Source organism: Archangium lansingense (genome assembly GCF_026626635.1).
GTDB lineage: Bacteria > Myxococcota > Myxococcia > Myxococcales > Myxococcaceae > Archangium > Archangium lansingense.
Genome location: NZ_JAPNKA010000001.1, coordinates 5,943,240 through 5,969,108, shown reverse-complemented (window position 1 = coordinate 5,969,108; position 25,869 = coordinate 5,943,240). Strand labels below are relative to the sequence as shown.

Below are 25,869 nucleotides of genomic sequence, written 5' to 3'. Positions count from 1 at the left end.
TGCGCGTGCTCACTCGTAACGGAGGGCTTCCACGGGATCCAGGTTCGCGGCCCGGGCCGCCGGCCAGATGCCAAACAACAGCCCCACCAGCGCGGCGAAGCCCACCCCGCCCACAATGGTGATGAGCTGCACGTCCGCCGCCAGCGGGGTGATGAGGGCCACGACCTTGGCTGTCCCCAGCCCCACCACCGTGCCCAGCAATCCGCCCACCGCGGACACCGCGGAGGCCTCCAAAAGGAACTGCAACACAATGGTGCGCTTGCGTGCCCCGAGCGCGCGCCGGATGCCGATCTCCCGCGTCCGCTCTCGCACCGACACCAGCATGATGTTCATGATGCCGATGCCACCCACCAGCATGGTGATGAAGCCCACCCCCACCGCCACGCCATAGAGCGCCCCAGTCAGCTGCTCGTACGTCTGGGCAAGCTGGTCCGGGCGGTTGATGGAGAAGTCATCCGGAACACCCGGGGGCGTGCCTCGCACGCGCCGCAGGACGCCCACGAGCTGATCCTCCGCCTTGCGCACATCCTCCACGCGCTCGACGGCCATGGTGATGCTGAAGGGACGGCCCTTGCCGAAGGTGGAATAGAACGTCTTGAAGGGCAGCAGGACGATCAGATCCTGATCCTGCTCCAGGAGCTTGCCCTTGCGCGACAGCGTCCCCACCACCTGAAAGGGCCGGCCGTCGATGCGGACAGAGCGGCCCACGGGGTTCAACCCGGGGAAGAGGCCATCGGCCACGGTAGCCCCGAGCACCACCACGGGCCGGGACACAGCGTCATCCGCGCCCGTCAGGGGGCGCCCGGCCACTACCTCGAAGGAGCCGATGGAGAAGTACTCCTGCGTCACCCCGGCGATCTCCACGGTGGAGAGCTGCTGGCCATTGAAACCCACGTCACCGGTGCGGCTCACGTAGGGAGACATGGCGGTGATGAGCGTCGCCTGCGCGCGGATCTGCTCCAGCTGCGGAAGGGTGAAGTTCTTCCGGTTGCGGTACATCCACCAGTCGCCCTTCATCACCCAGGGGAACTTGGAGACGGTGAGGGTATTGGAGCCGATGGAGGCCAGCTGCTTGTCGAAGGAGGTGTTGAGCCCCTGGATGATGCCAATGATGGCCAGCAGCGTGGCCACGCCAATGCCGATGCCCACCGTGGTGAGCACGGTGCGCATCCGGTTGGCCCCCAGCGAGAAGAACGCAATGCGCGCCCCCTCCATCACATCCACGCGCGCGGCCTTGTTCATGCCCCCCCCACAGCCTGTGCCTGGGGCGCGGGCGCGTCGCCCAGGGCCACCTGGCGCCCGGGACCGTCCGCGACGATCTCCCCGTCACTGAGCCGAATGGCCCGCGGGCAGCGCGCCGCCAGCTTCGGCTCGTGCGTGACGAGCACCAGCGTGTTGCCACCGCGGTGCAGCTCCTCGAAGAGCCGGACGATCTCCTCGCCCGTGGCCGAGTCCAGGTTACCCGTGGGCTCGTCCGCCAGGAGCATGGAGGGCTCGGCCACCAGCGCCCGGGCAATCGCCACGCGCTGGCGCTGACCACCGGACAGCTCGTTGGGCTTGTGGTGCATGCGGTGCTCCAGGTGCACCTTCGCCAGCGCCGCCTTGGCCCGCTCGCGACGCTCCTTGGTCTTCATGCCCCGGTAGACGAGCGGCAGCTCCACGTTGGCCAGCGCCGTCTCGCGCGGCAGCAGCTGGAACGTCTGGAAGATGAAGCCAATCTCCTCGTTGCGCACCACGGCGAGCTCGTCGTCCGTCATGCGCGACACGTCCTTGTGGTTGAGCATGTAGCGACCGCTGCTGGGCGTATCCAGACAGCCCAGCACGTTCATCAGCGTGCTCTTGCCCGAGCCGGACTGGCCAATGATGGCCACCCACTCGCCACGGCTGATGCCAAAGGAGACGCCCCGCAGCGCGCGGACTTCCTCGCCACCCACGTGGAAGACACGGGTGACGTCCTGCACATCGATGAGCCGGGAGGGCCCGGCGCCATTGGCTTCACTCACGACTTCTTCCCACCCGGACCGCCGGGACCGCCCGGCTGAGGCTCGCGCACCGTGTCGCCGTGCTTCAGATCCTTGGACAGCGTGCGGAAGGGGCCCTCCACCACCTTGTCGCCCTCCAGGATGCCCTCGATGATCTCCAGGTCCGTGTCGGAGGCAATGCCCGTGCGCACCCGGCGCATCTGCGCCTTGTTGTCCGCATCCACCACGAAGACCACCTTGGCCAGGGTCTCCGCGCGGCGGGCCACCGTCAGGCCCGTGCCCTCCACCGGCGGCTGGTAGTCCGGCAGGCTCCGCTCCGGACGCACCGTCACCGACTGGATGGGGACGAGCACCGTGTCGTCATGCTGCTCGGCGGAGATGCGCACCTCGGCGCTCATGCCCGGCAGCACCTTCGCCGGCCGCGTGTTGAGCGCCACCGTCACGGGGAACGTGGTGACCTCGGCCTCGGTGCCGGGGTTCTTGATGAGCGCCTTCTGGGCGATCTCCACCACCGAGCCCTGGTAGGACTCGCCCTCCAGCGCGTCCACGGAGATCTCCGCGGGCTGACCGGGCTTGAGGTGCACCACCTCGTGCTCGCCCACCTCGAACTTCACCTCCATGATGTTGAGGGCGGCGATGGTCATCACCACGTCCTCGGAGAAGTCCGAGCCACGCACACGCTCACCCACCTCGCGCGACAGCTCGATGATGTTGCCGTCGATGGGCGACAACAGCGTCGTCTTGGAGAGGTTGGTCTGGGCCTCCTCGTAGACAGCGGAGGCCTGGGCCAGACGCTGCTGGGCCGCGGCCAGCCGGGCCGCGGCCGTGTCCCGGGTCGCCCGCGCCAGCTCCACCTCGGCGGCCGAGGCAAGGCCCTTGTTGCTCAGATCCTCCACGCGCGCCAGCTCGGCCGAGGTGCGGGTCACATCCACCTGGGACACCTGCGCGTCCGAGCGCGCCGCGTTCTGCGCCGCCAGGGCCTGCTTCGCCGCCGCCTCGTAGCGCTTGCGATCAATGCGGCCGAGCACCTGGCCCTTGGCCACCCGCTCTCCATCCTTCACCACCAGCTCCGTCAGATCGCCGGAGAGGTTGGAGGAGATCTTCACCGTGGTGGCCGCCTGCACCTTGCCGGCGCCCGTGATGGTGCGGGTGATGCTGCCCTTGCGAGCCTTGGCCACCTGCGCCTCCACCGTGGGAGGGGGCCGATCCTTCAGACCCCCCACCGTGATGGCCGCCGCTCCGAGGAACAGACCACCTGCGATGACCGCCTTCCACCACTTCATTTCGCTTCTCCCGGGGCCAGAGTGCCCATGGCCCGCATCAGCGTGAAGCGGGCGATTTCGACGTTGATCCGATTCTCCAACAGGGTCAGCTCGGACTGCGTGAGCTTGAGCTGCGCGTCGCGCACCTCCAGCGTCGAGCTGACACCCGCGTTGAAGCGCTCCTCAGCGAGCACCAGCGCGTCAGCAGCCGCCTTGCGGTTGGCCTCGGCCAGCTCCGCGGAGGTGATCTGCGCCAACAGCGACACGTGCGACTGGCGCACCGAGCCCTCCAGCTCGCGCTCGGACTGCTGCATGTTCAGCTCGGCCACCCGCGTCTGGTACTCGGCCCGGCGCGCCTGCGCCTGCGTGCTGAGGCCATTGAAGAGATCCCACGACAGACCCACCCCGGCGCTCACCTGGTTCTGCCGCTGCGGCTGGGCGAAGACGACGGCCGGGTCCGGGCCACCGCGATTGTAGGAGCCCTGGAAGGTGAAGCGCGGCAGGTAGCCGGCGTTGGCGATGCTCTCCTGCAGCTCCGCCGCGCGGATGCGCTGACGCAGCGCCACCAGCAGCGGCCGGCGGGTGCGTGCCTCCTGCAGCGCCTGCTCCAGAGAGGGGGCCGGCGTGGGAGCCTGGGTGAGCACGCCCGGGTCCACCGCCTCCACGGCATCCGTGCCCGGCATGGCCAGCCACGTGGACAGCCGCGCCTGGTCCGTGGCGAGCTGCGACTGCCGCGACACCACGGCGATGCGGTCATTGCCCAGGTTCACCTGCGCCGACAGCTCCTCGGCCTTGCCCACCCGGCCCGCCTGGAAGAGCGCCCGGGCACGATCGAGTTGCTGCTCGCTGCGGCGTACGTTGGCCTCCAGCACCTGGATGGTGGCCTGGGTACGGAAGAGTGAGTAGAAGCGCTGGATGCCCTCCAGCTCGGAGGTGTCCTGCTGCTCGAGGGCCTCGCCCCGCTGCGCCTCGTACTGCGCCCCGCTCTGCTCCAGCCGAGCCCACACGGCCCGGTCATAGATGAGCTGGTTGACGCTGAGGCTGAGGTTGAAGTTGGGGATGGTCACCGCCGGAACGTCGACCACCTGCTGCTCGAAGCCGCCGCCCTCCACGGGCACCAGGTTGTAGTTGCGCTCGGGGCCCCTGTACCCCACGGAGCCACCGGCCGAGAGCCGGAGCTGGGGGAGCAGCGACGAGCGGGCGACGCGGATGTCCTGCTCGGCACTGGAGGCCTGCAGCAGGGCGGTGAGGGCCTGGACGTTCTCCCGGCTCCTGGCGCGGGCCTCCTCCAGGTTGACAGGGGTGGAGTTAGCAGCAAGCACTACCGCAAGCATGAGCGCGTTCATCGACCACCTCCTCGACCACCGGGACCACCCGGACCGCCGGGCCCTCCGGCCATCATCGCGGGCACTCCAATGAAGAACACCCCGATGAACAGGACGTAGAGCACGAGGCACAGCAGCACCGCCCGGCCCTTGCTCATCCCCGTCGCCGAGGAGAAGCCCAGCCCCATCAGGGCCACGCTCCACAGGTTGAAGAAATCCACGCCCCGCAGCACCTTGGCTGCATTGGGCGACAGTCCGCCCAGGGCCGCCAGGCTGGAGGGCACCAGATCCTGCGCTCCCGCCTCAGTGAGCGAGTGCTGCGCCAGCGCGCAGACGGTGAAAACGAGGTGGTAGAGGGCGATGGGCAGCATCGCCAGCGCCGCCGCCGACATGAGCTGCCCAAAGGGCGCGGTCCGGTCGAACAGCCACGCGGCCACCCACAGCGCCGCCGCCAGCACCAGCGTCATCAGCGGCATCACGAAGACGCCCTTGGCAATCCCCGCAACCAGCTCCTTGCGCGAGGCCGTTTGGATCTGCTCGGAGATCTCCGTCTCCGTGGTCCGTTCGAGCTGACCGGACATTTGCATCTGCTGCACTACTGCAGTGCCAGCGTCCCAGCGGAGGGAAAAAGCCGTCCCAGAAGCGGACACACACACGGCGAGGATCAGGAGGGGCCACACCCAGCGGCGGGCCTCGATGGCGGCTCCCGTCGCGTCGAGCGGATCGAGGAGCACACGGGTGGGTTGGACAATTGAGGTCATAAGTGGAGGTACGTGGCGACGGGATGTACGCCCAGGAGCGCCCCGTATTGCAAGCCGGATGACAATTTCCCCCCAACAGGCAGGCAACCGGCCAATTCCCCCGATCATCCCCTACGCGGGGGTAGAAGGTGTAGTGACCTGTAGCGGAAATTTTGCCGCGCGGATCCGAAGGGTGTATGTGCTCGCCTGCCCGCCTGCCGGAACTCGAATGGTCGACAGCACGGATCTCGCTCAGGTACTCCACGAAGCCCATGACATCGCCCAGAGCGTGGCACAGAAGCCTACCTCGGCGCACGTGCTGCTGGCGCTGTTCACGGTGGAGAACCGGGCGCAGCTCCTCTTGAAGGAGAAGGGGGTCGACGAGGACAGCCTCCTGGAGAGGATGACGTCGCAGCCCTCGGAGCAGGACGGGCTCGTGCGGGAGCTATGCATGCGGGCGAGGGAGATCGCCCAGAGCAGCGGCGCCCGAGAGACGGACTGCATGCACCTGCTGGTGGCTTTCACCCGGGTGCGCTGCGCCGCCAGCGAGCTGATGGCCAAGGCGGGCCTGCACCTCATCAACCTGGGCAACACCGCCCTCTCCTACTGTCTCAGCGGGAGCATGCCCCGGAGGCTCCAGCCGGGCCGCAACCCTTCGATGGCGGTGGGTATGCCCCGCCCCAACCGGCCCCTGGGGGCGCCCCCTTCGGCGCCGCCCGCCTCCGCCCTGGCGCTCGCCGCGCGTCCCGCCCCCGTGGCGCCCCGGACGCCGTCCCGGCCCGCGCTCTCCCCGCGCGACCTCATCGACGAGGTGAACGAGGATGTGCCCGGTGCCGCCGAGCCCACGCCGGTGCCCCCGCTGCCCACGCGCACCCCTCCGCCAGTTCCCGCCGTCCTGGCGCCCGCCCCACCCGTGACGGCTCCGGCCACGCCGACTTCCCTGCCCGCCGTCACGCCCCGGCCGGCTCCCGTCCCGGCTCGCGCCCCCGCTCCATCGCTGGTGCTCGACGAGAAACGCTTCCCTCTGCTCACCTCGCTGGGCCGCAACCTGAGCCGGCTCGCTCAGGAGGGGAAGCTGGATCCCGTGGTGGGCCGCGCCAAGGAGATCGAGGAGGTCATCGACATCCTGGGCAAGCGGCGCACCAACAACCCGTGCCTGCTGGGCGAGGCGGGCGTGGGCAAGACGGCCGTGGTGGAGGGCGTGGCCCAGCGGCTGCTGGAGCTGCGCGGCACCCTGGCCGAGAAGATCCTCCTCGAGCTGGACATGGCCACGCTGGTGGCGGGCACGCAGCTGCGCGGCTCGTTCTCCGAGAAGCTCAACGCCCTCAAGGAAGAGGTGCGGCGCGCCGACGGCCGCGTGGTGGTGTTCATCGATGAGATCCACACGCTGGTGGGCGCGGGCTCCACGGGCGAGGGTCCGCAGGACGCCGCCAACGAGCTGAAGACGGCCATGGCGCGTGGCGAGTTCCCCTGCATCGGCGCCACCACGCACGACGAGTACCGCAAGTTCATCTCGCAGGACCCGGCGCTGGAGCGACGCTTCACCCCGGTGGTGGTGCACGAGCCGTCGGTGCCGGAGACGGTGGAGATCCTCCAGGGCATCATCGGCCGCTACGAGGATCACCACGGCCTGCGCTACGCCCCCGAAGCCCTGGAGGCGGCCGCGTCGCTGGCATCGCGCTACGTGACGGAGCGCTTCATGCCGGACAAGGCCATCTCCGTGGTGGACCTGGCCGGCTCGCGCAGCCGCCGCGAGGGCAAGGAGCTGGTGGAGGCCTCGGACGTGGCGCGGGTGGTGGCGAAGATCGCCGGCATCCCCGAGGAGCGTCTGCTGATGACGGACTCGGCGCGGCTGCTGAGGCTGGAGGCGGACCTGGGCGAGCGCGTCATCGGCCACGAGGAGGCCATCTCCCGCATCGCCCGCGTCATCCGCCGCAACTACGCGGGCTTCGCCTCGCGCCGGCCCATGGGCTCCTTCCTCTTCCTGGGCCCCACGGGCGTGGGCAAGACGGAGATGGCGCGCGGGCTGGCCGAGGTGCTCTTCGGTAGCAAGGACTCGCTGGTGCGCCTGGACATGAGCGAGATGTCCGAGAGCCACGGCGTCTCGCGCCTCATCGGCTCGCCCGCGGGCTACGTGGGCTATGGCGATGGGGGTCAGCTCACCGAGCCCGTGCGCCGCCGGCCCTCGTGCGTGGTGGTGCTGGACGAGATCGAGAAGGCCCACCGCGAGGTGCAGTTGCTGCTGCTCCAGGTGCTGGAGGAAGGCCGCCTCACGGACGGCAAGGGCCGGCACATCGACTTCTCGAACACGGTCATCATCCTCACGACGAACCTGGGCGCGGACGCCTTCCACAAGACCAGCCGCACGCTGGGCTTCGGCTCCGCGGCGGCGGAGGCGAGCAAGGCGCAGAACGACATGGACGCCGCGAGCGCCACCGCGCGCCAGTCCCTGCCGCCCGAGCTGTGGAACCGCATTGACGAGCGGCTCCCCTTCCGGCCTCTCACCGAGGAGCAGGTGGCCCGCATCGCCACCCTGTTGCTGGAGGAGAGCAGCCGGCGGCTGACCACGGAGAAGGGGATCACCTACGCGGCTGGGGCCGAGGTGGTGGAGCTGCTGCTGAAGTCGGGCGGGTTCGACCCGAAGCTGGGCGCCCGGCCCATGCGCCAGGTGATGCAGCGGCTGGTGGAGGCGCCCCTGGCCGAGCGGATCCTCGCTGGCGAGTTCATGGCGGGCGACCGGGTCCAGGTGTCCGTGCAGGCCGGAGAGCTGCAGTTCCTGCGCGAGAGCCGCTGAGCCCGTGAGCCCCCCGCGCCCCAGCCGTCCAAAGGTGGTGGTGGTGGGAGTGGGCCGGTTGGGCGGTGCGCTGGCCCTCGCGCTCGCCGCGAAGCGCTGGCCCGTGCGCGTGCTGGCGCGCTCCGAGGAGAGCCGGCGCCGTGCGCTCGAGCTGGGGCTGAAGCCCGCCACCGAGAAAGACCTGGCCCAGGCCCGGGTGTGCCTGCTGTGCGTGCCGGACAAGACCGTTCCCGCGGTGGCCGAGGAGCTGAAACCCCGGCTGGCGCGAGGTGCCGCCCTGGTGCACTGCGCGGGCGCCCTGTCGCTGGAGGCCCTGGGTCCTCCGCGCGGCAAGGTGCTCGGATCCTTCCATCCACTGGTGGCGGTGTCGGATCCGCGCGACTCGCTGGCCGGAAACTCAGTGGCCCTCAGCACCCGCTCTCGCTGGCTGCGCGAAGCGCTGGAGCGGATGGCAAAGGACGTAGGCCTGCGTGCCCTGCGGGTGCCGGAGAAGCAGCGCGCTGCCTACCATGCCGGGGCCGTGCTGAGCGCGGGGGGCGTAGTGGCCGCCCTCTCCGCGGCCGTGGAGGCCTTCCGCGCCGCCGGCATCTCCGAGGAGGACGCCCTGGCCGCGCTCCTGCCCCTGACGCGCTCGGCACTCAGAGGCGTGGAGGCTCGGGGACTGGCGGCGGGCTACACCGGCCCCATCGCCCGGGGGGACGCGGGCGTGGTGACAGCACACCTCGCGGCGCTCCCGCCCGAGGTTGCCACTGTCTACCGGCCACTGTCTCGGCGCGGACTGCGGCTCGTGGGACACCGTCTGCCGCACGATGCTCTCGCCACTCTGGAGAGACTGCTCGCCTCCGACCCCCTTTGAGCGTCGCGCCACCGTGATTAGAGGGGTCCCACAGGGATACCTACGAAGTCCGAGGCGGAGAGGCATCATGATGCGAGTGAAGACCTACATCTCCCATTCGAACATTCACGGCATTGGCCTGTTCGCGGGCGAGCCCATCCCCAAGGGAACTGTCGTCTGGGGGTTCGATGAGCCGCTCGATCAGCGCTTCACGCCCGCCGATGTGGCGAAGATGCCGCCGAAGATGAAGGAGTTCCTCGCGCGCTACGCCTACAGCGAGCGCGGCACCCTCGTGCTCTGCGGCGACCACGGGCGCTTCATGAACCACTCGCCCAACCCGAGCTGCGGCAACGATCCCACCCGGCACTTCACGCTCGCCCTGCGCGACATCGCCAAGGACGAGGAGCTCACCGACGACTACTCCACCATGGAGGACAGCTGGGCGCCGTTCGCGGGCATCATCGAGCCCGAGCGCATGGAGTAGGTGGAAATGCAAAAGGGGCCGACGGGTGGTTCCGTCTGGCCCCTTTCTCGAAAACCCTCACCCCGGCCCTCTCCCAGAGGGAGAGGGTGGTTAGAGGGGAAGTAGCTGGCGACTCAGGCCAGGATGATGCGCGGCGCGCTGAGCGCCTGACGAATCTCCGCCACCACCTGCTCGGACATGGCGTCGGCCTCGGTGATCTGCCGCAGGCACAGCTCGCCCTTGGCCTCGGTCACCGCCCGCTTGAGATCCGTCAGCAGCACCGTGGCCGCCTTCAGCATCTCCTCGTTCTGCGGGTTGGGCGGCGCGCCCTTGCCCGCCTTCTCCTCCATGTACTTGGTGAAGCGGCGCACCGCGTCCACCATCTGGTTCGCGTCGAACTTCTCCAGCAGCGGCTTGAGGCGATCCACCTTCAGCTTCAGGAAGCGCTGCACTCCCGCGCGCTCGAAGGACGGGTGCACCAGCCCCACCTCGGAACGATCAAAGGCGCCCAGCAGCCCGTCGTCCGGCGCCTGCACCGTGTGCGGCACCACGTCCACGAACAGCTCCAGCGGCGGCACGCCCTGGTTGAAGGCCTCCAGCTCCTCCTCGTCCACCGGCGGGAAGCTCTGCGGCGCGCCGATGAAGACCAGCGGGAGGATCAGCTGGCCCCAGAACTCGTTCTGCGCCGCGCCGGTGTTCCCCTGCGTGGCGAACAGGTGGATCATCAGCTCCGCGATGCGCGGGGCCAGCTCCACCTGCTCCGCCAGCGACTTGGTCGCATCCATCTGCTGGAGGACGGCGACGACCTGACCCTCGAACTGCTTGCGCACCTCGGGCGGCAGCTTCGTGGCGCGGCCGATCGCCTCACGGATGTCCCGCGCCAGCGCGTCCGGCTTCGTGTCGAGCGTCTTCTGCGCCTTGGCCGGATCCACCACCAGGAACTGCATGAAGCCCGGATCCACCATGCGCTGGTAGTCCGCGGGGCCCAGCTTCGGCCGATTGCCGGCGGCGCCAAAGCGCGCCTCGCCCAGCGTGCGGCGAATGCCCGCGGCCACCTCGTCCAGCCGCGACAGCTTGCCCGCCACCAGCGCGTTCATCACCTCGCCAAACGGCGAGAGCACGATCGGCACCTCGGGGAAGCCCAGCGAGGCCCCCTCAGGAGAGTCCCGGTTCACGAACCAGAACGCGTTGTGCTCCTTGCCCAGGCGCTCGGCGAGCGCACCGGCAAGACCCAAGGCCAGGCCCTGGTGGTTCGGATCGTTCGGCTGGAAGGCACCGCCGAGCAGCTTGGGGATGGACGTCTCCACTTCCGTCCAGGAGACCGTGAGGAGATCCACCGGCTTGCCCTCGACCTGCTGGAGGGCCGCGGCGACCTGGGCCTGGGCGGATTGGACATGGGGAGGGGCAGGAAAGGCCATGGACGGCTCCTTATCGCGAAAACCAAGTTCATCGCCACGATTTGTCGCCGCACCTAGGATGGGGGGCGCATGCCCTGCCGCCTCCCCCCCCTCCTGCTGCTCCTCCTCTCCCTCGCCGGGTGTGCATTCGTCACACCCCGTTTCTCCCAGAACGTCCAGGCGGAGTACGCCCGGTCGGACATGCGCAAGCTCTCCACGCGCACGCTGGAGCTCTACTACCCGGCCCAGCTGCGGCCAGCGGCCCTGCGCATCGCCGCTCGCCTGGAGGACTGTGTCGAGCGCCTGCGCAGCCTTCCCCGGAAGCCCGGCCACCAGGAGCGGGTGCTCGTCTACCTGACGGGCGCGGACTTCAATAACGCGTACGTCAGCCCGGACTACACCAGCATCCCCCAGCAGATGGTGATGCCAGCGCACATGTCGCTGGAGCTCTTCAACCTGATGGGCTTCGGCCCCTCGGAGCTGGGCGAAGTGGGCTGCCACGAGTCCGTGCACTACGTGCAGCTCGAGCAGACGCACGGCATCTGGTGGCTGCTCAACACCATCACCGGCGGCCTCTTCCAGCCCAACACCATGACGGAGTCCTGGTTCCTCGAGGGGCTCGCCACCTATTACGAGGGACGGCTGGGCAAGTCCCAGGGCCGCCCCCACAGCCCCTTGTGGCGCGGCTACTTCGAGGCCGCTTCCCAGGCGCTCGGCGGCAACCTGAATCCCGGCTACCTCTCCCCGGAGCACCGGCGGATGGATCCGCTCGGCGGCAACTACCTCACCGGCAGCTACTTCGTGGCGTGGCTCGCGGAGCGCTACGGTGAGGAGCGGCTGTGGCAGCTGGTGGAGAAGCAGGGAGAGACGCTCGTCCCCCCGCTCGCGCTGACGCTGCGCTTCGACAGCGTGTACGGCCGCGACCTCGGCGAGCTCTTCGATGAGTTCACCTGGGCACTCGCCCAGAAGACGCAGCGGCGCGAGCGCCCCGCCTCCCAGCAAGTGCTCGCCCCGAAGGTGGGCTACTTCGCCCGGCTCGCCGCCTCGCCGGACGGCGCCACCGCTACCGTGGACGCGGGCCGAGATCAGGTCGCCCACCTCACCGTGCGCGAGCATGACGGCTCCGTGCGCTTCAGCCGCTCTCTCACCCAGTTCCTCCCCGGGCGCCGGTGGATCGCCACCTTCCCCACCCTCATGAGCGGCCTGTCCTTCACCTCCGACGGTGCCTCCCTCTTCCTCGTGGCCGCGGACATCGACTCGCTGGGCAGCTACCTCTCGCGGGTGTGGCAGGTGGACGCGCGCACCGGCGAGGTGGTGAAGACCTGGGAGGGCATCAAGGGCATGGGCGGCAGCGTCACCCCTGATGGCAGCGCTTACGTCTTCGTCCACGTCGAGAGCGACACTGCCAACCTCCACCGATTGGAGCTCGCCACCGGAGAGAGCACACCGCTCACGCGCTTCGAGGGGCACTCTTCCCTCGGACCCCCCTCGGTGGCAGCGGACGGGCGCGTCGTCTTCCCCCGGATGACGGAGCAGGGATGGAACCTCGCGCTGCTCGAGGCCGATGGCACCGTGCGCACGCTCACGGATGATACGCACTTCAACTACGCCCCCCGCTGGCTGGATGCGGGCCGGATCGTCTTCCAGCGCGTGCATGAGGGCCGGTGGCAGGCCCATGTCCTCGAGGTGGCCGGCGGTGAGCCGGTACGCATCACCGATGCGCCGCACCTCGTCATGGACGTGGCCCCGGCCGGGAACTCGGAAGTGGTCTTCCTCAACCGCGATCACTTCGACTTCTCGCTGGACCGCGCTCCCATCGCCCCGGTGGCGCCCTCCGAGGCCATCGCCCAGGCGCCCTCCCCCACTCCCGCGCCGGCCGAGGCCACCTCGAAGGCGTCGGCCCCGTACCAAGGGCACGAGCTGGACATCCTCTCCGACGAGCCCTACTCGCCGCTGGAGCACTTCTTCCTGCCGGAGCTTCGCGCCCCCTACTTCTACGCGCTCCCCGATGAGGATGACGCAACCAGGCCCGTCTTCTACGGCGGCGTGGCCCTCGCTGGGCAGGACAGGTTGGGCTTCCACCAGTACGCCTTGCTGGCCGAGGGCAACTCGAAGCTGAGAGATGTCAGCGTCTCCTTCAGCTACGCCACCGCCCTGACGGCGCCCTGGTACACGGGGCTGACCGTGGCGCGCATCGTCCAGGAAGGCCAGAGGGATCTACAGGCCTCGCTGTCCACGTCCCGCACCTTCTGGACCACGCCCGTGAGCCTCAGCCTGCTGGCGCTGCGCCGGGACTACTACGCCACCTCCACGGACCCCGCCGTGCGCACGTCGATCCTCGGACCCGAGGCCGCCATCTCCTACTTCGCCGGGGAGAGCACCTCCTATGGTGGCACGCAGCGGGGACTGGGCCTGTCACTGGGCGCCGGCGTGTACCCGCTCGCCTTCGACAACGCCAACCCCTTCGCGGACGTGCGCGCCGAGGTGACCGCCTATGTGCCGGGCCTTCCCCTGCTCCAGCGCGACAACCTCCAGCTCACCGCCATCGCCCGCGTCCTGCCCAACGCCCCCGAGGGGCTGCTCCAGGTGGGCGGCATCCAGTCCGGCACGGCCCTCATGTACCGGCAGGGCCCCGGTGACACGCGCGACCTGCCGCTGCGCCTCCGGCCGGGTACCTCCTTCTCCGAGTTCCTGCGCGGCTACGAGGACTTCGCCCTCAGCGCAACCAGCGTCATGATCGCCATGGCGCGTTACCGCTACCGCATCATCATCGACTACGGCTGGACGTCCTTCTTCTGGCTGGGCCCCTCCTTCTTCATCAGCCAGGTGGAGCTGGAGGCCTTTGGCTCCTTTGCCCGCACCGACTTGAGGGACAACCACCGGGCCGTGGGCGGCGCGGTCTTCCTGCGCACCACTTTCGGGCAGGCCGTCCCCTTCTCCCTCTTCTACCAATACGCCCGGCGCTTCGATGACGGGCTGGGGGACCTGCACCTGGTGGGCTTCGCGTTGTAGCTGTAGGACTCGCTCCCCTTCGAAGCCACCTCGCTGTCCACTCGTCAACCCTTCCGACCTTTCCGCAAATGCCGTGAAGGTTGGATTGAGCTTGCTCCCTTGCACTCCCAAGGAGTCGATCGCAGTTTGTCGCACCCTCTGAAAAAACGATCAAAGGGTGGGGGTGTCAGACACCAATGCGAACGAGTGCCAATCCCGCTCCCGAGTCCGTGCTGATCGTGGACGATGAGCCGTCGCTGCGCACCATCCTCTCCTTCATTGTGCAGCGCACCGGCGCCGTGCCCGTCCTGGCTCCAGACGCCGCCACCGCGCGCCAGCTCGCAGCGAAGCACACCTTCGCCTGCGCGCTCATCGACAAGAACCTGCCGGGCGAGAACGGCCTGGAGTTCCTCAAGTGGCTGCGCTCGGTACAGCCCGGCTGCAACGCCCTCATCGTCACGGCCTACGGCAACGTGGACAGCGCCATCGAAGCCCTGCGCCTGGGAGCCTTTGACTACCTGCTCAAGCCCTTCGAGGTGGATGCACTGGAGCACCGCCTCAAGCTGGCCCTGGAGCAATACCGGCTGCGCCAGGAGCACGAGCGCATGCAGGCCATGCTGGTGCAGGCAGATCGCCTGGCCTCGCTCGGCCTGCTGGCCGCAGGCGTGGTGCACGAGGTGAATACGCCCCTGGCCTACATCCTCTCCAACCTGGACTGGCTGGACGAGGAGCTGCCCTCCCTGCGCGAGGGCCTCCAGCGGCAGGCGCGCGAGGGCTCGGGTCCGGAGCTGACCGCGCTGGCCGCGCGCATGAAGGCGGTGGAGAGCACCCTGCGCGACATCCGCGACGGCGCCGAGCGCGTGCGCGACATCGCGCGAGATGTGAAGGCCTTTGCTCGCAACCCGGACGACTCGAGCATGCTGGTGGACCTGCGCGAGGTGCTCGACGCGGCCCTGAAGATGGCGCTGGTGCACATCCGCTACCGCGCCCGCGTCGTGCGCGACTACCAGGACGCGCCGCTGGTGCGGGCCAACGAGGCACGTCTGGCCCAGGTGTTCCTCAACCTGGTGGTCAACGCGGCCCAGGCCATCCCCGACGATGGCTGCGATCATGAGATCCGCGTCCGGCTGTGGACGGGCCCCAATGGAGAGGCCTGCGCCGAGGTGGGGGACACCGGCCTGGGCATCCCCGCCGAGAACATGGCGCACCTCTTCGAGCCCTTCTTCACCACCAAGCCCTCGGGCGAGGGCACGGGGCTGGGCCTCTTCATCTGCAAATCCATCGTTGAGGCATTCGACGGGAGCATCACCGTGGACAGCCGCGTGGGCGAGGGCACCACGTTCCGCCTCTCCCTGCCCCCGCACGTGCGCGCCTCCCGCGCCGCGATGCCCCTGGAGACCACGAGCGCCGCGGCGCCGTGAGGCGGCTCAGTCCATCAGCCGGAAGAGCCCCGCCGGCCCAGTGCCATTGCCGGCGGTGAGGTAGACGGACTCGCTGCCGCTGACACCGAGCGCCTTGCCATCGAAGATGCGCGTGGCGCCCGCGCCCAGCCCATTGCCGCCCAGACCCGCGCACCCGGCGGGGAACTGCGCAGCGGAGCATCCCGCCAGTCCCGTGAAGTCGCTCCGGTTGAGGGGGGCAGGCGTGGAGGCGCGCAGCAGCACCACGCCCCGCGATGCATTGTCGAAGCCTAGGTAGAGGCCATTGGCGGTGACCACCAGGAGCGAGAGCGAGACGTTGTCCGGGTCGTTGAACTGGGTGAACTGCGTGTCCCCCGTGGAGTTGGGGGCCACGAGGGACCAGTCCCCCGGATCGCAGTCCCCGGTGGAGCCCGTCTTGTCCGGGTTGCACACGAAGAGCTGCGGCCCTCTCACCCCCGCCCTGCTCGTGGTGTTGCGCGCGAGGTAGAGCCGCCCCTGAAACACGGCCAGCTGCGGCACGGCCTTGTCCGCCGGCTCGAGGTCCGCCGTCTTGGTGGTCGTCCTGCCGGTGCGCGAGTTCCACGCCGGAAGTGAAGGCGTGCAGGAGGCCCAATCCCCCGGGAACAAGCCGTAGGAGCGCGGCGTGGGCGTCGTCGAGCGGACGCACCCGCCATTGTTGGCCAGGTAGAGACGAGCATTGAACCCGGCCATGGTGTCGATCATCTGCATGGGGGCGGTGTTCCTCGGTGAGCCGCCCACGCTGATGCCGGGCATCTCGTCGGCCGTCAGGTTCTCCACATCCATCCCCGAGGAGGCGTTGTAGCCGGGATCCACCATGGGGAGCCGTTTGACGACGAGGAGGTAGGGCCGGCTGCCTCCAGTGTCTGGAAAGCCGAGGTAGAGGCGATCCTGGAAGAAGAGGGCCGCGGAGAAGCCCCGCGTCTGAGACCCGAGCACGACCGAGAGATCCAGGTGCCGCATGTACATCGTGTTCAGATCATCGGTGTCCTGGCCGAGGTAGACGTAGTCCAGACTCCCCCCGCTCTTGGCGCCGCCAAGCCCCAGCCACTCCTGCGTCCCCACCCGGCCGGAGAAGAAGAAGCCGCGACCATCCTCGTTGTCCGGGCCGCACTCGGACGTATTGATCCTGCAGCCCGTCGCGCCGATGGACGGATAGGGCGCCGCGGAGGCGTTCTGGCTGAAGTTGCCCGCGGTGTCCTTGAGTAGGAAGAATCCGAAGCTGCGGCCTCCGCGCCCGTCCAGGTCCACGCTCACGCCCCCGGTGCCACTCTTGTTGGGGCCGACATAGACGCGGCCGTCGTAGCCGAGGACATGGGCAAAGGGCGAGCCATCTCCGAGGGGATCCGGGAGGAGTTGCTCCACTTCGGGCACGATGATGACCTCACCCGATGAGACCGGCCCGGCGACAACGACCGCTCCCGTGTTTCCGTCCCGGCCACCAGCCTCCGCGCTGAAGGACGCCTTGCCCGGCTTGGCGGCGCGATAGCTCCAGGTGAAGGTGGTACTGGCCCCACCCGCGAGCTCCAACGGAGCGGAGTTCGGTCCACTGAGAAGCTCCGCCACGTTGGTGCTCGATTCCGGCAGCGAGGGAGTCACTCCCTGGGCCACGGTGCTCCCGGTGTTGGTGACCTTCAGGCTTACACCGAAGGTGTTTCCCGGTTTGACGCGGGAGGGCGCCGAGAGCGTAGCGGTGAGCGCCGAGGACCACCGCACGATCACCGTGGAAGAGTTGACGGGCGAGGCCACCACCGGGGCCCCACTCGTCTGCTCCACCCCGCGAGCCCCCGCGTGGAAGACGCATGAGCCCTCGCGCGAGCCAACGAGGCGTGCACGGAACACCGCTCGTCCCTTGCCGGGAATGTCCACGCTCGCCGGCTCCGGCTGCGACCCTTGCGCCAGCGTCACCTCGCCCGTTCCCGAGGAGCTCGTGGCCTCGGGCTTCACCCCGAGCACCGCCACATCACCCGGGTTGGTCACCTCCAGTTCGATGTCGAACTCCTGCCCCACGTTGACGCTCGGGGGCAGGGGGAAGAATCTCGCCACCAGCGCTCCGGGCAATTGCACAGGCTCGCGTATCCGCAGCGGCCCCGTCTCCACGACCGGTGCTCGTAGCTCCGCTCCCGTCATCTCCTCGCGTCCCAGGGCCTGCAGAGAGAAGCTCACATCTCCTGGCTCGGCCGCCTCGAGCTCCCACGCGAAGGACGCGCTCGCGCCCGCGGCGATGTCCGCGGGCCCGGGCTCCGAGATGACCGCTACCCTCCCCTCGCCTGTGATGCTCAACACCGGAGCAACCGAGAGCGCCGCCGCCTCCCCCGTGTTCTCCACCGTCAGCGTCAGCCAGGTCCGCTGCTCCACCGACACATCCACCTGCGCCAGCGAGGCCTGCGCCTCCAGCCGTGCGAGCGGCACAACCGAGGACAGATACGCCCGCGGCACCTCCACGCGCCGTCCCACGGGCCCCGCCACCACCAGCGAGTACCAGCCCGGCGCGAGCCCCGCGGGGATTCGGGCCTGGAGCGTGCGGCCATCCACCCACGTGACCTCCTCGAGGGCCACGTCGCCAAGGAAGGCTTCGAAATGTGCATCCATCGTCACCGGCGCCTCGCCACCAATGTGCTGGGTGGCGCGTGGCAGGAAGTTCTCCCCCTTGATGAGCACGGAGACCGGCTCCGTGTTCATCCCCCAGGCCGGCACCACGCGTTGGGGACGAGGATCCTGCTCGGAACCCGGCTCCCGGACACAGGCAGCCCCCAGGACAGACAAGGCGAGGAGTACGAAAAACGAAGAGAAACCGCGATCAGATGAGCTCAAGGCGATACCCCAGGTGGAGACCACCGCCCCACAGCGCACCACGCAGCACGCTCAGGGACGGATCATCGAACCAGCAGAAACGCGCCTCGACGAAGGGCTGTCCCCGTCCGAGCGGGAGGCCAGCCCCCACCATCGCCTGCGCGCCCAACACCCACGTGCCCTCTTCCAGCATGGGCCCCTCGCTCCACGCCGCACGGCTGCTTACCCGGGCCAATGACGGTCCCGCCGCCACCCAGCCCTGAAGCCCCTGCTCCTTCAGCGTGCGCCAGCCCACCGCCACGGTGGTGTCGAGCCACTCGTTGCGCCCCGTGAAGCCCGGCGCCGCCGAGCCCCCCGTCCGCGAGAACCCCAGGTAACCGGTGTCGAGCAGCAGCCCCACGGCCGGCCAACTGCGCAGCGGCCACACCTCCAGCCGCAGCCCCGCGGATGGCGCCAGCACATCCCCGAGGTTCGTCACCAGGCCCACCCTCGGCGCCACCAGCAGCATCGGACGGCGGCGCAAGAGCTGGAGTGTTCCGCGTCCATGCACCTCCCCCACCCGCACCTCCAGCTCGGAGAGATGATCCATGCGGGCCTCGGGCGGCACGTACCGCAGCTCGTACGTGCCCGGCTCCTTCGACAGCAGCGAGCTCGCCAACTCCCGAGCAAGCACGGCCTCGGGCCAGGGCTCGCGCACCGGGTTGCCGAAGCGGTCCGCCACGGAGATGCGCCAGACCGCCTCCGACCGGCCATCCGCCATGAGCAGCGAATGCAATGGGTCCACCGACACCCGCGCAGGCGCGGCGGAGCGCAACCTCAAGGTCCGCGTCAGCACGGGAGCCGAGGCTCCATCCGCGAGCAGCCGCAGCTCGACCTGCTCCCGTGTGCCAAAACGAGGCGCGAGGCTGAAGACCCCGGCATACGCTCCCGGTTGGCGCTCGGTGAGCACGCCCTCTCCCGCGAAGTCGGACTCGAGCCGCAGGTCGGCACGTGCCGGGTTGCCGACGGCGTCCCGGGTGGACACCTCCACTGTTACCCGCACCTCCTCGGAGGCCACGAGCTCCTCGCGGTCCACCCGCATCTCGAAGTGCCGTGCCGGGCCGGGCACCGCCGCCAACCGCACGCTCACTGCCCCCCGTCTGTCTCCGGTCGCCGAGCCCTTCAGCTCCAGGCTCGCGGCGGGTCCAGGGGGTACGGTCCAGCGCAGGAGAAACACGCCCGGCTCCAGCTCAACCAGCGTGCTCACGGTGCCGCGCGACACGGAGAAGTTCTCCTGGCGAGGTGGCTTCTCCCCAGGCATCAAGGAGTAGAGACGGATGGCCACCGTCTCCTCGCGATCGGCCCGCACCTCGCGGCGCTCGGCAACGGCGTGCAGGAACGACTGCGGTGGAACCCCGAGGTCGATGCGCTTGCGTCCGAAGTAGGCCTCATGCACTCCAGGCGGCACCCCCACGGGGATACGCGCCAGGCCCGTTGCGTCCGCATGGACAGGCCCGAAGGACTGGCCCCCCACTTGGAGCGTGACGGGAGCTCCGGCCCGGGTGCGCACCTCCGCCTCGCCCTGCCCCCACAGCGTAAGCACCACCCATCCATCGAGTGCCCCCTCTTTTCCCCGCGCCAGTGCGACGAGGATGACCTCCACGGGAAGGCTCTGCCGCGGAGGCACGTAGGTGGCACGGAAGACACCCGGCTTCACCTTCGTCACGGGCCCCACCTCGCCACGGCTGGCGAACAGCTCGAGGCCGGTGGCCTCGGGCTCCAGCTCGATGCGCACCTCGGCCTCGCGGTCCGCGCCGAGCAGCATATGCCCGGGGACACACTGGATGCGGATGCTTCCTCGCGACGTGCGGACGGCCTCCGCCCCCATCGCGAGCACGGGCCACACGGCCACCAGCAACCCCACCAGGAGAGACCTCGAGCACGAGCACATGGCGTCAGGGCGCCTCGTCCCAGCGGAACTTCACCGACTCCGCCTGCGGTGGCCCGGCGCGCGGACGGCAGGCCATCATCCGCTCCCGGATTTCTCCACTGGGCTCCCTCGCCACCACCTTCACCTGGCCGAGGCCCTCGCGGCGGGGGACCTCCGCCCGGAAGGAGCCATCGCTGGAGACCTCCGCGGGCTCACCTTCCACGAACACCTCCGTCCCCACGCGCACCTTCCCCGAGAGCGAGACACACAGCGAGTCCGCGACGGAGGCCTTGGACGCGACCTTCAGCAGCACCTCCAGCGGGATGGGCTCCGCGGCGAGCGGCTTCGCGCCATCGAACACCACCGACTGCTGCCCGGCACTCACCTGGACGGTGACGCCGGCGGACGACAGATTCACCGAGCCTACCCGGGTAGCCACCGCCACCTTGGCTCCGCTGCGCAGCATGGTGAAGCGCGCCGCCCGCGTCTCGGCCACCGTTCCGTTCTCACTCCACACGCGCAGCACCCGATCCTCCCGCCCGAGGTAGTCCACGTCGATGCGGCCGCGCTGCAGCTGGATGGTGTGCTCGGCGCGCGTCACCTCGCCCACCCGCACCTCGGAGCGCTCCGGGATGGACAAGCGCGAGGCCTCGTCCCCCACCTTCAAATCCACCCGCGCCCCGGGACCGGTACGCACCGAGTCGTCGGGAGCGAGCTGGTGCCCCACCTGCAGCGCTGCCCACTTCCCATCGTGGGCCCACTCCACCGAGCCCACCACCTCGACAACGGTGGCGCGCACGTCCGGAACCACGGCCGGGACGGGCCGCGACTCGGCGGAGGCAGGCACGACGGGTCTCGCCCGCTGCGGCGGGATGGCGCCGAAACGCTCGAAGAAGAACCAGCCCCCCATGGCCAGCAGGAACACCAGGCACAGCCCAAGCGCCAGGGCCCGGCCCAGTGAATCTTTCGATCTCGTGCTCATGCGAGGTGTGCCTCCGCGCCGACCGCGGGAAGGATGACGGTGATGGTGGTCCCCTGCCCCGCGTCGCTCTCCACCCGGATGCAGCCATGGTGGGCCTCGACGATGCGGTGCGCCACCGACAGTCCCAACCCCACTCGCCCGGGCTCGTCCTTGGTGGTGAAGAACGGATCGAAGATGCGCTCACGCATCGTCTCGGGGATGCCCTTGCCGGTGTCCTTCACCGACAGACACACCGCGTCGCCCTCCACCGCCGCGAGCCCCACGGAGAGCGTGCCCCCCGAGGGCATCGCGGTGAGGGCGTTCTGCAGCAGGTTCGTCACCACCTTCTGAAGCTGATCCGCGTGCCCGAGCACCTGCGGCACCTGCTCACTCAGCTTGCAGGACAGGGTGACCCCGCGTGACTGAAGCTCCTCGCGCACCTCGTGGAGCGCGGCCCGCACCGGCTGGGCGGGGTTCAACGGCCGGCCCGCGCCCGCGCGCTCCTGCTCCGCCATCTGCCGCAGCTCCCGGATGATGCCCGCCATGCGGCGCGCCTGCTCGAGCGCCATCGTCAGACTCTGGCCCACGGCCGAGGTGGCGGGCACCTCATCGCGCGACAGTGCCAGCAGGCCGAGGATGCCCGTGAGCGGATTGTTGAGCTCGTGGGCAATGCCGGCACTGAGCGAGCCAAGTGCGGCCAGCCGCCGGGTGCGAGCGATCTGATCCTGCGCCTCGCGAAGCTGCCGGGTGCGCTCGTCCACGCGCTGCTGCAACTCCTCGCTCCAGCGCCGCAGCTCGGCGTCGCGCCGTTGCAGCTCGCCGGCCATGTGGTTGAAGGAGCGGGCCAGCAGTCCGAGCTCGTCGCGGCCCTCCTCGGGGACGCGCTCGCCATAGCGGCCCTCGGCGAGCGCGGCCACGCCCTTGGAGAGCCGGGCAATGGGCTGGCTCACGCCTCGGGCGAGTACGAAGCCAAGCACCCCAGTCGCCGCCAGCGCCATCAGCGCCCAGAAGAACGTCGAGCGCCGCACGTGCTCGGCGGGTGCGAAAGCCGTGCTCGCGTTGCGGCCCACCACCGCGCCCCAGCCGAGGTCCGGCACGGAAACGAAGGCGGCGAGGTACTCCAGCCCATCCACGCTGCGCACAGTGCGCACCACGGGCTCGCGCCGGGAGAGGCCCTCGGCCACGAGGCTCTGCTCCTCCTCGCTCAGCGCGCCCGGCCCGTGCGCGGAGACCACCAGCGCGCCCCGGGAGTCCACGATGAAGGCCAGCCCGTCCTCTCCGGACAGCTCCGCCACCTGGCGTCCCAGCTCGGCGAGTGACAGCTCCGCGAGCAACAGGCGCGAGGCGGTCTCACCCGTGCGCACCGCGAGCGCCACGCGGCCCACGGACGTCCCGGGGACGCGGTACGGCGGGCCGATGGCCGCGCCCGTGGAGAGGGCGTCCTGCACAGGCACCTGGCGCGAGAAGAGCGCGCGCGAGTCATCGGTGACGGGCTGCCGGTTGCCACCGCCCTCGGGCGAGAACACGGCTGGGGCGATGGCATGGCCCTGGGCGTCCACCAGCACGAGCAGGTTGAGGGTCCCGAGCTGGCGCAGGGGGATGCTCAATACCTCGGAGGTCTCTTGGGGTCCGAGGCCCTCGAGTGGGAGGTACTCGGTGGCGGCGCGCAGGTTGTCCACGCCCGTGAGGACGAGCTGGCGGCAGGAGCGCGCAAGCTCCGTGGCAGCCTGTGTCTGGAGTCCTCCCACCAGGCGGTGCAACTCATCGCGGTTGGCGCGAAAGGAAAGCCCGCCGAGCAACAAGACGGGCACGACCCCCACCAGAGCCAGCACGAGCATCAATCTCGAGACGAAGCGCACGGGCACGACCATTCCCCTGTCCAGCAAACGCGGACGATTGCAGCACAGGGAGCCGATCGAATCCGACGCGGGTGCGGTGGGACGTCGCACCGTGAACGCGCGCGGGTGGCAGTCGTTGGGAGTCGGACGCTTCGACTCAGACGACTGTGCACCGCCGCGCGCTCGTCAGACGCGGAAAACCCACGTGACCGGGCCTCGGCCTCAGTACACGACGAGCGGATGCGGGGCGTAGTAGCTGACGATGGTGAGCACCGGCAGCTTGGGCGCGTCCTCGTCCTCCTCCTCCTCGCTGCTGGAGGTGACGCGCAGCCCGTCGAAGCGCGCGAGCACGACGAAGTCCTTACCCGGAGCGAAGAACGGATCCGCCTTCTGCATGCGGCCGAGGGCCTCGCGGCCGGTCTCGTCGGAGAAGTTGTCGAAGCGCTCCACCGTACTCGAGCTCACCTCCCGCTCGCTGGTGGCAAGCTGCCCGTCCAGGTTGGACGGACCGAGCAGCCCGACGTTCCCGCCGACCGCACCGGAGTGCACCCTCACCGAGTCCCTCCGGGTCGCATAGCCCACCGACTGCTCACGCGACATCGAGCCCAGCCCCTGCTCGACGAGCCACACCGTGGGCCTGTCGCCCTCGCTGCGCACGTCCGCCACCTGGGCGCGCAGCAGCAGGTAGCGCCCCTTGTAGATGTCCGGCTGCGCGACGGCGGCCGACAACCCGAAGATGGGAACCTTGCGCGCATGCAGCCTCGGCAGCTCTCCCTCCACGCTGCCACCGCGCTGGGCCACCACCTGAGCGATGACCTGCGCTGCGTCCGGCCGCACCCGCAGTTCCTCGGCCCACGCATCGCGCAGCAGCGCGTCGAGCAGCGTGAAGTGGGTGTGCTCGACACACGACTTCAGCGCCGCCCACGCCTCGTCCCGGGACGAGGCCAGCAGCCTGCGCGCCGCCACCTCGCACTGCGCCGGGGTCGCGTAGCGGGCCCCAAAGGCCTTCTCCCCTGGCCGCGAGGGCTCGGGAGCGGCCTCGGCCCTGGTTGCACGGGCCGGCCGTGCCTCCGACACGGGCCGCTTGGAGAACTCCTCGTCCACCGTGTGGGAGTGCCTCAACGAGCCGCACCCCACCACGGACACCGCACACAGCAGGGCCGCACCCGAACGCGCGGCCACCTTCGACAGCTTCTGGAAGGCAGACATGATTCCTCGCTCCATCCCGGCGATTGCCACTACAGCGACCCCGAGACCTGGGACGAGCGCCGGGCCTGCTGCTTCGCGGGCCGGATGTCCCGGGACGTCGTCTGCGAGGCCGGCATCACCAGGGAGCACGCCTCGCCGCACTGGTTGGCCAGGCACGCGAGCACGGCGGGGCCCACCTCCTGGCGGGATACGTTCTCGTGGCAGCGCTCCCCCGTCCCCGGGCAGCCGCGCTTCTCGGCGCACTGGCAGCACGCCGAGGCCACCGTCGCCATCATCGCGGTGTCCTGCAGCACCTGGGACAGCTGGCGGTAGCAGGCCCGCGCGGCCGGCGCGAAGCGGCCCTTACCGTCGATGATGGGCGCCTTGCCTTCCAGGCCACACACATCCTCCGCGGCCTCGGCGAACTTGCGCTCGCACTGCGCCACCAGGCTCTTGTCCGCCGCCACTCCCGAGGGCGGCTTCGCGGCCTGCACACACAGCGTGTGGCCAATGTCCTTGAGCGAACGAATGTTGCTCGCGGACTGGGCCTGCAAATCCGTGGAGGACGACACCTCGGCCTCGAAGATGCACTCGCGGCCTGCCCGCAGGGTCTCCACGGTGCAAGCCCAGGCCGTCGGCGACTCGTCCGCCTGAGGAGGAGCACCCAGCGCCTCGGGCGGCAGCGCCGCACCTGTGGCATCGGGAGCCGAACAGAGAAGGGCAAGAAGTACGGCGGTAATCATGATGCCCCCAGCGTAGGACCAACGCGTCACATACTCAAACAGACGCGGGGCGGCAGGCAACCATGAGTTCACCTCATGCACGCTGGCCATCACTGACTAGCTTTCAGTGGCTGCGGCGAGACAGTACGCCGGAGGGGGGAGAGCCATGCAGTCTTCCGTTGGCAAGCGTGCATTCACGCGGCTCCTGCTGATCTGTGTGCTCATTTGTGCATGTGATGCGCCCGTCATCCTCAGGGGCCCCGCTGCCCTACCCGGTCAGGTCAAGGGACCACTCCCGGTGAAGCTTTCCATCCAGGCGGTGGATCCCGCCGGGGGGGCACTCACCTACACCTGGCGGCAATTCCCTGAATCACCCGCTGGGACGTTCAGCGAGGCCACCTCGCCCACGCCTACCTGGCTGGCGCCGGTGGTGAAGGAGACAACGATCTTCACGCTGCGGGTGACGGTGACGGACAAGAACGGAGGCACCGCGCAGGCCGAGGTCCAGGTAACGGTCCAACCCCCGCAGCGGCGGCACAACCGCGCGCCAGTGCTCTCCGAGGGGCCCGTCGTTTCTCCCGGGCCGGCGAGGGCCGGAGACACCCTCACGCTCTCGGCGCTGGCGGAGGATGCGGATGGAGATGCCCTCACGTACCTCTGGCGCCAGCTGGGAACCGAGCCCCAGGGCACGTTCGTCTCGGGGCCGGAGGGGGCGACCGTCACCTGGTTCTCCGCACCAGTCGGCGCCGAGACGGCCTTCACCTTCGAGGTGCTCGTGTCCGACGGCCATAACGCTCCCGTGCGCGGGATGGTAACGGTGCCGGTGCACGTGCCCCGCTACGCCCAGGACATCCAGGTGCTCTGGGACTCGCTGTGCACCGGATGTCACGGCCGGAGTGGCGGATTGGACCTGGCACCGGGCAGCAGCCATGTGGCGCTCGTCGGGGCGCCGATGCTGACCCGGGCGTGCTCGGACCTCATGCGGGTGGCGCCTGGTGACCCCGAGTCCTCCGGGCTCGTGATGAAGGTGTCCGGGACGGCCTGTGGCAACCGTATGCCGCGCAACAATCCAGACCACTTCGATGCCCACCCGGGCGAGCTGGTGCGCATCCGCTCCTGGATTCTCGGCGGCGCGGCGGACGACTGACGCCCGCCTGCCTGCTCCTCGCCTCACGGACACCTGTGCTTCGTTCTGGATAATCCGGTTTTCGACAGATAGAATGGGCTGCC

General features: G+C 69.5%; 18 protein-coding genes. 6 read left to right on the top strand and 12 right to left on the bottom strand.

Annotated features, from left to right (window positions below):
• Positions 1-9: 9 nt before the first annotated feature.
• From OV287_RS24425 to OV287_RS24405, 5 genes are read right to left on the bottom strand one after another with little or no spacing between them, the layout of a single operon-like run.
• Positions 10-1,242, bottom strand: a complete 1,233-nt coding sequence (locus tag OV287_RS24425; protein ID WP_267536442.1) for an ABC transporter permease — start codon at positions 1,240-1,242, stop codon at positions 10-12.
• Positions 1,239-2,003: an ABC transporter ATP-binding protein gene (locus OV287_RS24420; RefSeq protein WP_308809724.1), complete on the bottom strand. Its 765-nt coding sequence runs from the start codon at positions 2,001-2,003 to the stop codon at positions 1,239-1,241. Before OV287_RS24420 ends, OV287_RS24425 begins: the two co-directional genes overlap by 4 nt.
• The gene (locus tag OV287_RS24415) at positions 2,000-3,265 is read right to left on the bottom strand and encodes an efflux RND transporter periplasmic adaptor subunit (protein ID WP_267536441.1); all 1,266 of its coding nucleotides are present in this window, start codon (positions 3,263-3,265) and stop codon (positions 2,000-2,002) included. Before OV287_RS24415 ends, OV287_RS24420 begins: the two co-directional genes overlap by 4 nt.
• On the bottom strand, positions 3,262-4,590 hold the full coding sequence (locus OV287_RS24410) for a TolC family protein (RefSeq protein ID WP_267536440.1): 1,329 nt from the start codon (positions 4,588-4,590) through the stop codon (positions 3,262-3,264). The genes OV287_RS24415 and OV287_RS24410 overlap by 4 nt, the downstream gene beginning before the upstream one ends.
• Entirely contained in the window at positions 4,587-5,330 is a 744-nt protein-coding gene (locus OV287_RS24405) for a YIP1 family protein (RefSeq protein WP_267536439.1), read from the bottom strand. Before OV287_RS24405 ends, OV287_RS24410 begins: the two co-directional genes overlap by 4 nt.
• 208 nt (positions 5,331-5,538) lie before the next feature.
• On the opposite strand from OV287_RS24405, the gene OV287_RS24400 reads away from it, so the two are divergent.
• From OV287_RS24400 to OV287_RS24390, 3 genes are all read left to right on the top strand, one after another.
• Positions 5,539-8,103, top strand: a complete 2,565-nt coding sequence (locus tag OV287_RS24400) for an AAA family ATPase (protein WP_267536438.1) — start codon at positions 5,539-5,541, stop codon at positions 8,101-8,103.
• Positions 8,104-8,107: 4 nt separating this feature from the next.
• On the top strand, positions 8,108-8,959 hold the full coding sequence (locus OV287_RS24395) for a Rossmann-like and DUF2520 domain-containing protein (RefSeq protein WP_267536437.1): 852 nt from the start codon (positions 8,108-8,110) through the stop codon (positions 8,957-8,959).
• Positions 8,960-9,026: 67 nt separating this feature from the next.
• Positions 9,027-9,422, top strand: a complete 396-nt coding sequence (locus OV287_RS24390) for an SET domain-containing protein (protein ID WP_267536436.1) — start codon at positions 9,027-9,029, stop codon at positions 9,420-9,422.
• 113 nt (positions 9,423-9,535) lie between these two features.
• On the opposite strand, the gene OV287_RS24385 is transcribed toward OV287_RS24390, so the two are convergent.
• On the bottom strand, positions 9,536-10,819 hold the full coding sequence (locus OV287_RS24385) for a hypothetical protein (protein WP_267536435.1): 1,284 nt from the start codon (positions 10,817-10,819) through the stop codon (positions 9,536-9,538).
• 69 nt (positions 10,820-10,888) lie between these two features.
• Here OV287_RS24385 and OV287_RS24380 point away from each other — a divergent pair, with 69 nt between their 5' ends.
• Together OV287_RS24380 and OV287_RS24375 are read left to right on the top strand one after the other, a co-directional pair.
• Positions 10,889-13,810, top strand: coding sequence for a TolB-like translocation protein (locus tag OV287_RS24380; protein WP_267536434.1), 2,922 nt, complete (start codon positions 10,889-10,891; stop codon positions 13,808-13,810).
• Positions 13,811-13,986: 176 nt separating this feature from the next.
• Positions 13,987-15,210, top strand: coding sequence for a sensor histidine kinase (locus tag OV287_RS24375; RefSeq protein WP_267536433.1), 1,224 nt, complete (start codon positions 13,987-13,989; stop codon positions 15,208-15,210).
• A gap of 6 nt (positions 15,211-15,216) precedes the next feature.
• On the opposite strand, the gene OV287_RS24370 is transcribed toward OV287_RS24375, so the two are convergent.
• From OV287_RS24370 to OV287_RS24345, 6 genes are all read right to left on the bottom strand, one after another.
• Positions 15,217-17,910, bottom strand: coding sequence for a COG1361 family protein (locus OV287_RS24370; RefSeq protein ID WP_267536432.1), 2,694 nt, complete (start codon positions 17,908-17,910; stop codon positions 15,217-15,219).
• A 118-nt stretch (positions 17,911-18,028) separates the two neighbouring features.
• Complete coding sequence (locus tag OV287_RS24365) at positions 18,029-19,951, bottom strand: hypothetical protein (protein WP_267536431.1); 1,923 nt, start codon at positions 19,949-19,951, stop codon at positions 18,029-18,031.
• A gap of 4 nt (positions 19,952-19,955) precedes the next feature.
• Positions 19,956-20,912, bottom strand: a complete 957-nt coding sequence (locus OV287_RS24360) for a FecR domain-containing protein (RefSeq protein ID WP_267536430.1) — start codon at positions 20,910-20,912, stop codon at positions 19,956-19,958.
• Positions 20,909-22,762: an ATP-binding protein gene (locus tag OV287_RS24355; protein WP_267536429.1), complete on the bottom strand. Its 1,854-nt coding sequence runs from the start codon at positions 22,760-22,762 to the stop codon at positions 20,909-20,911. The genes OV287_RS24360 and OV287_RS24355 overlap by 4 nt, the downstream gene beginning before the upstream one ends.
• A gap of 189 nt (positions 22,763-22,951) precedes the next feature.
• The gene (locus OV287_RS24350) at positions 22,952-23,938 is read right to left on the bottom strand and encodes a hypothetical protein (RefSeq protein WP_267536428.1); all 987 of its coding nucleotides are present in this window, start codon (positions 23,936-23,938) and stop codon (positions 22,952-22,954) included.
• A gap of 29 nt (positions 23,939-23,967) precedes the next feature.
• Complete coding sequence (locus tag OV287_RS24345; protein ID WP_267536427.1) at positions 23,968-24,660, bottom strand: hypothetical protein; 693 nt, start codon at positions 24,658-24,660, stop codon at positions 23,968-23,970.
• 145 nt (positions 24,661-24,805) lie between these two features.
• On the opposite strand from OV287_RS24345, the gene OV287_RS24340 reads away from it, so the two are divergent.
• Positions 24,806-25,786: a PKD domain-containing protein gene (locus OV287_RS24340; RefSeq protein ID WP_373371843.1), complete on the top strand. Its 981-nt coding sequence runs from the start codon at positions 24,806-24,808 to the stop codon at positions 25,784-25,786.
• Positions 25,787-25,869 lie beyond the last annotated feature (83 nt).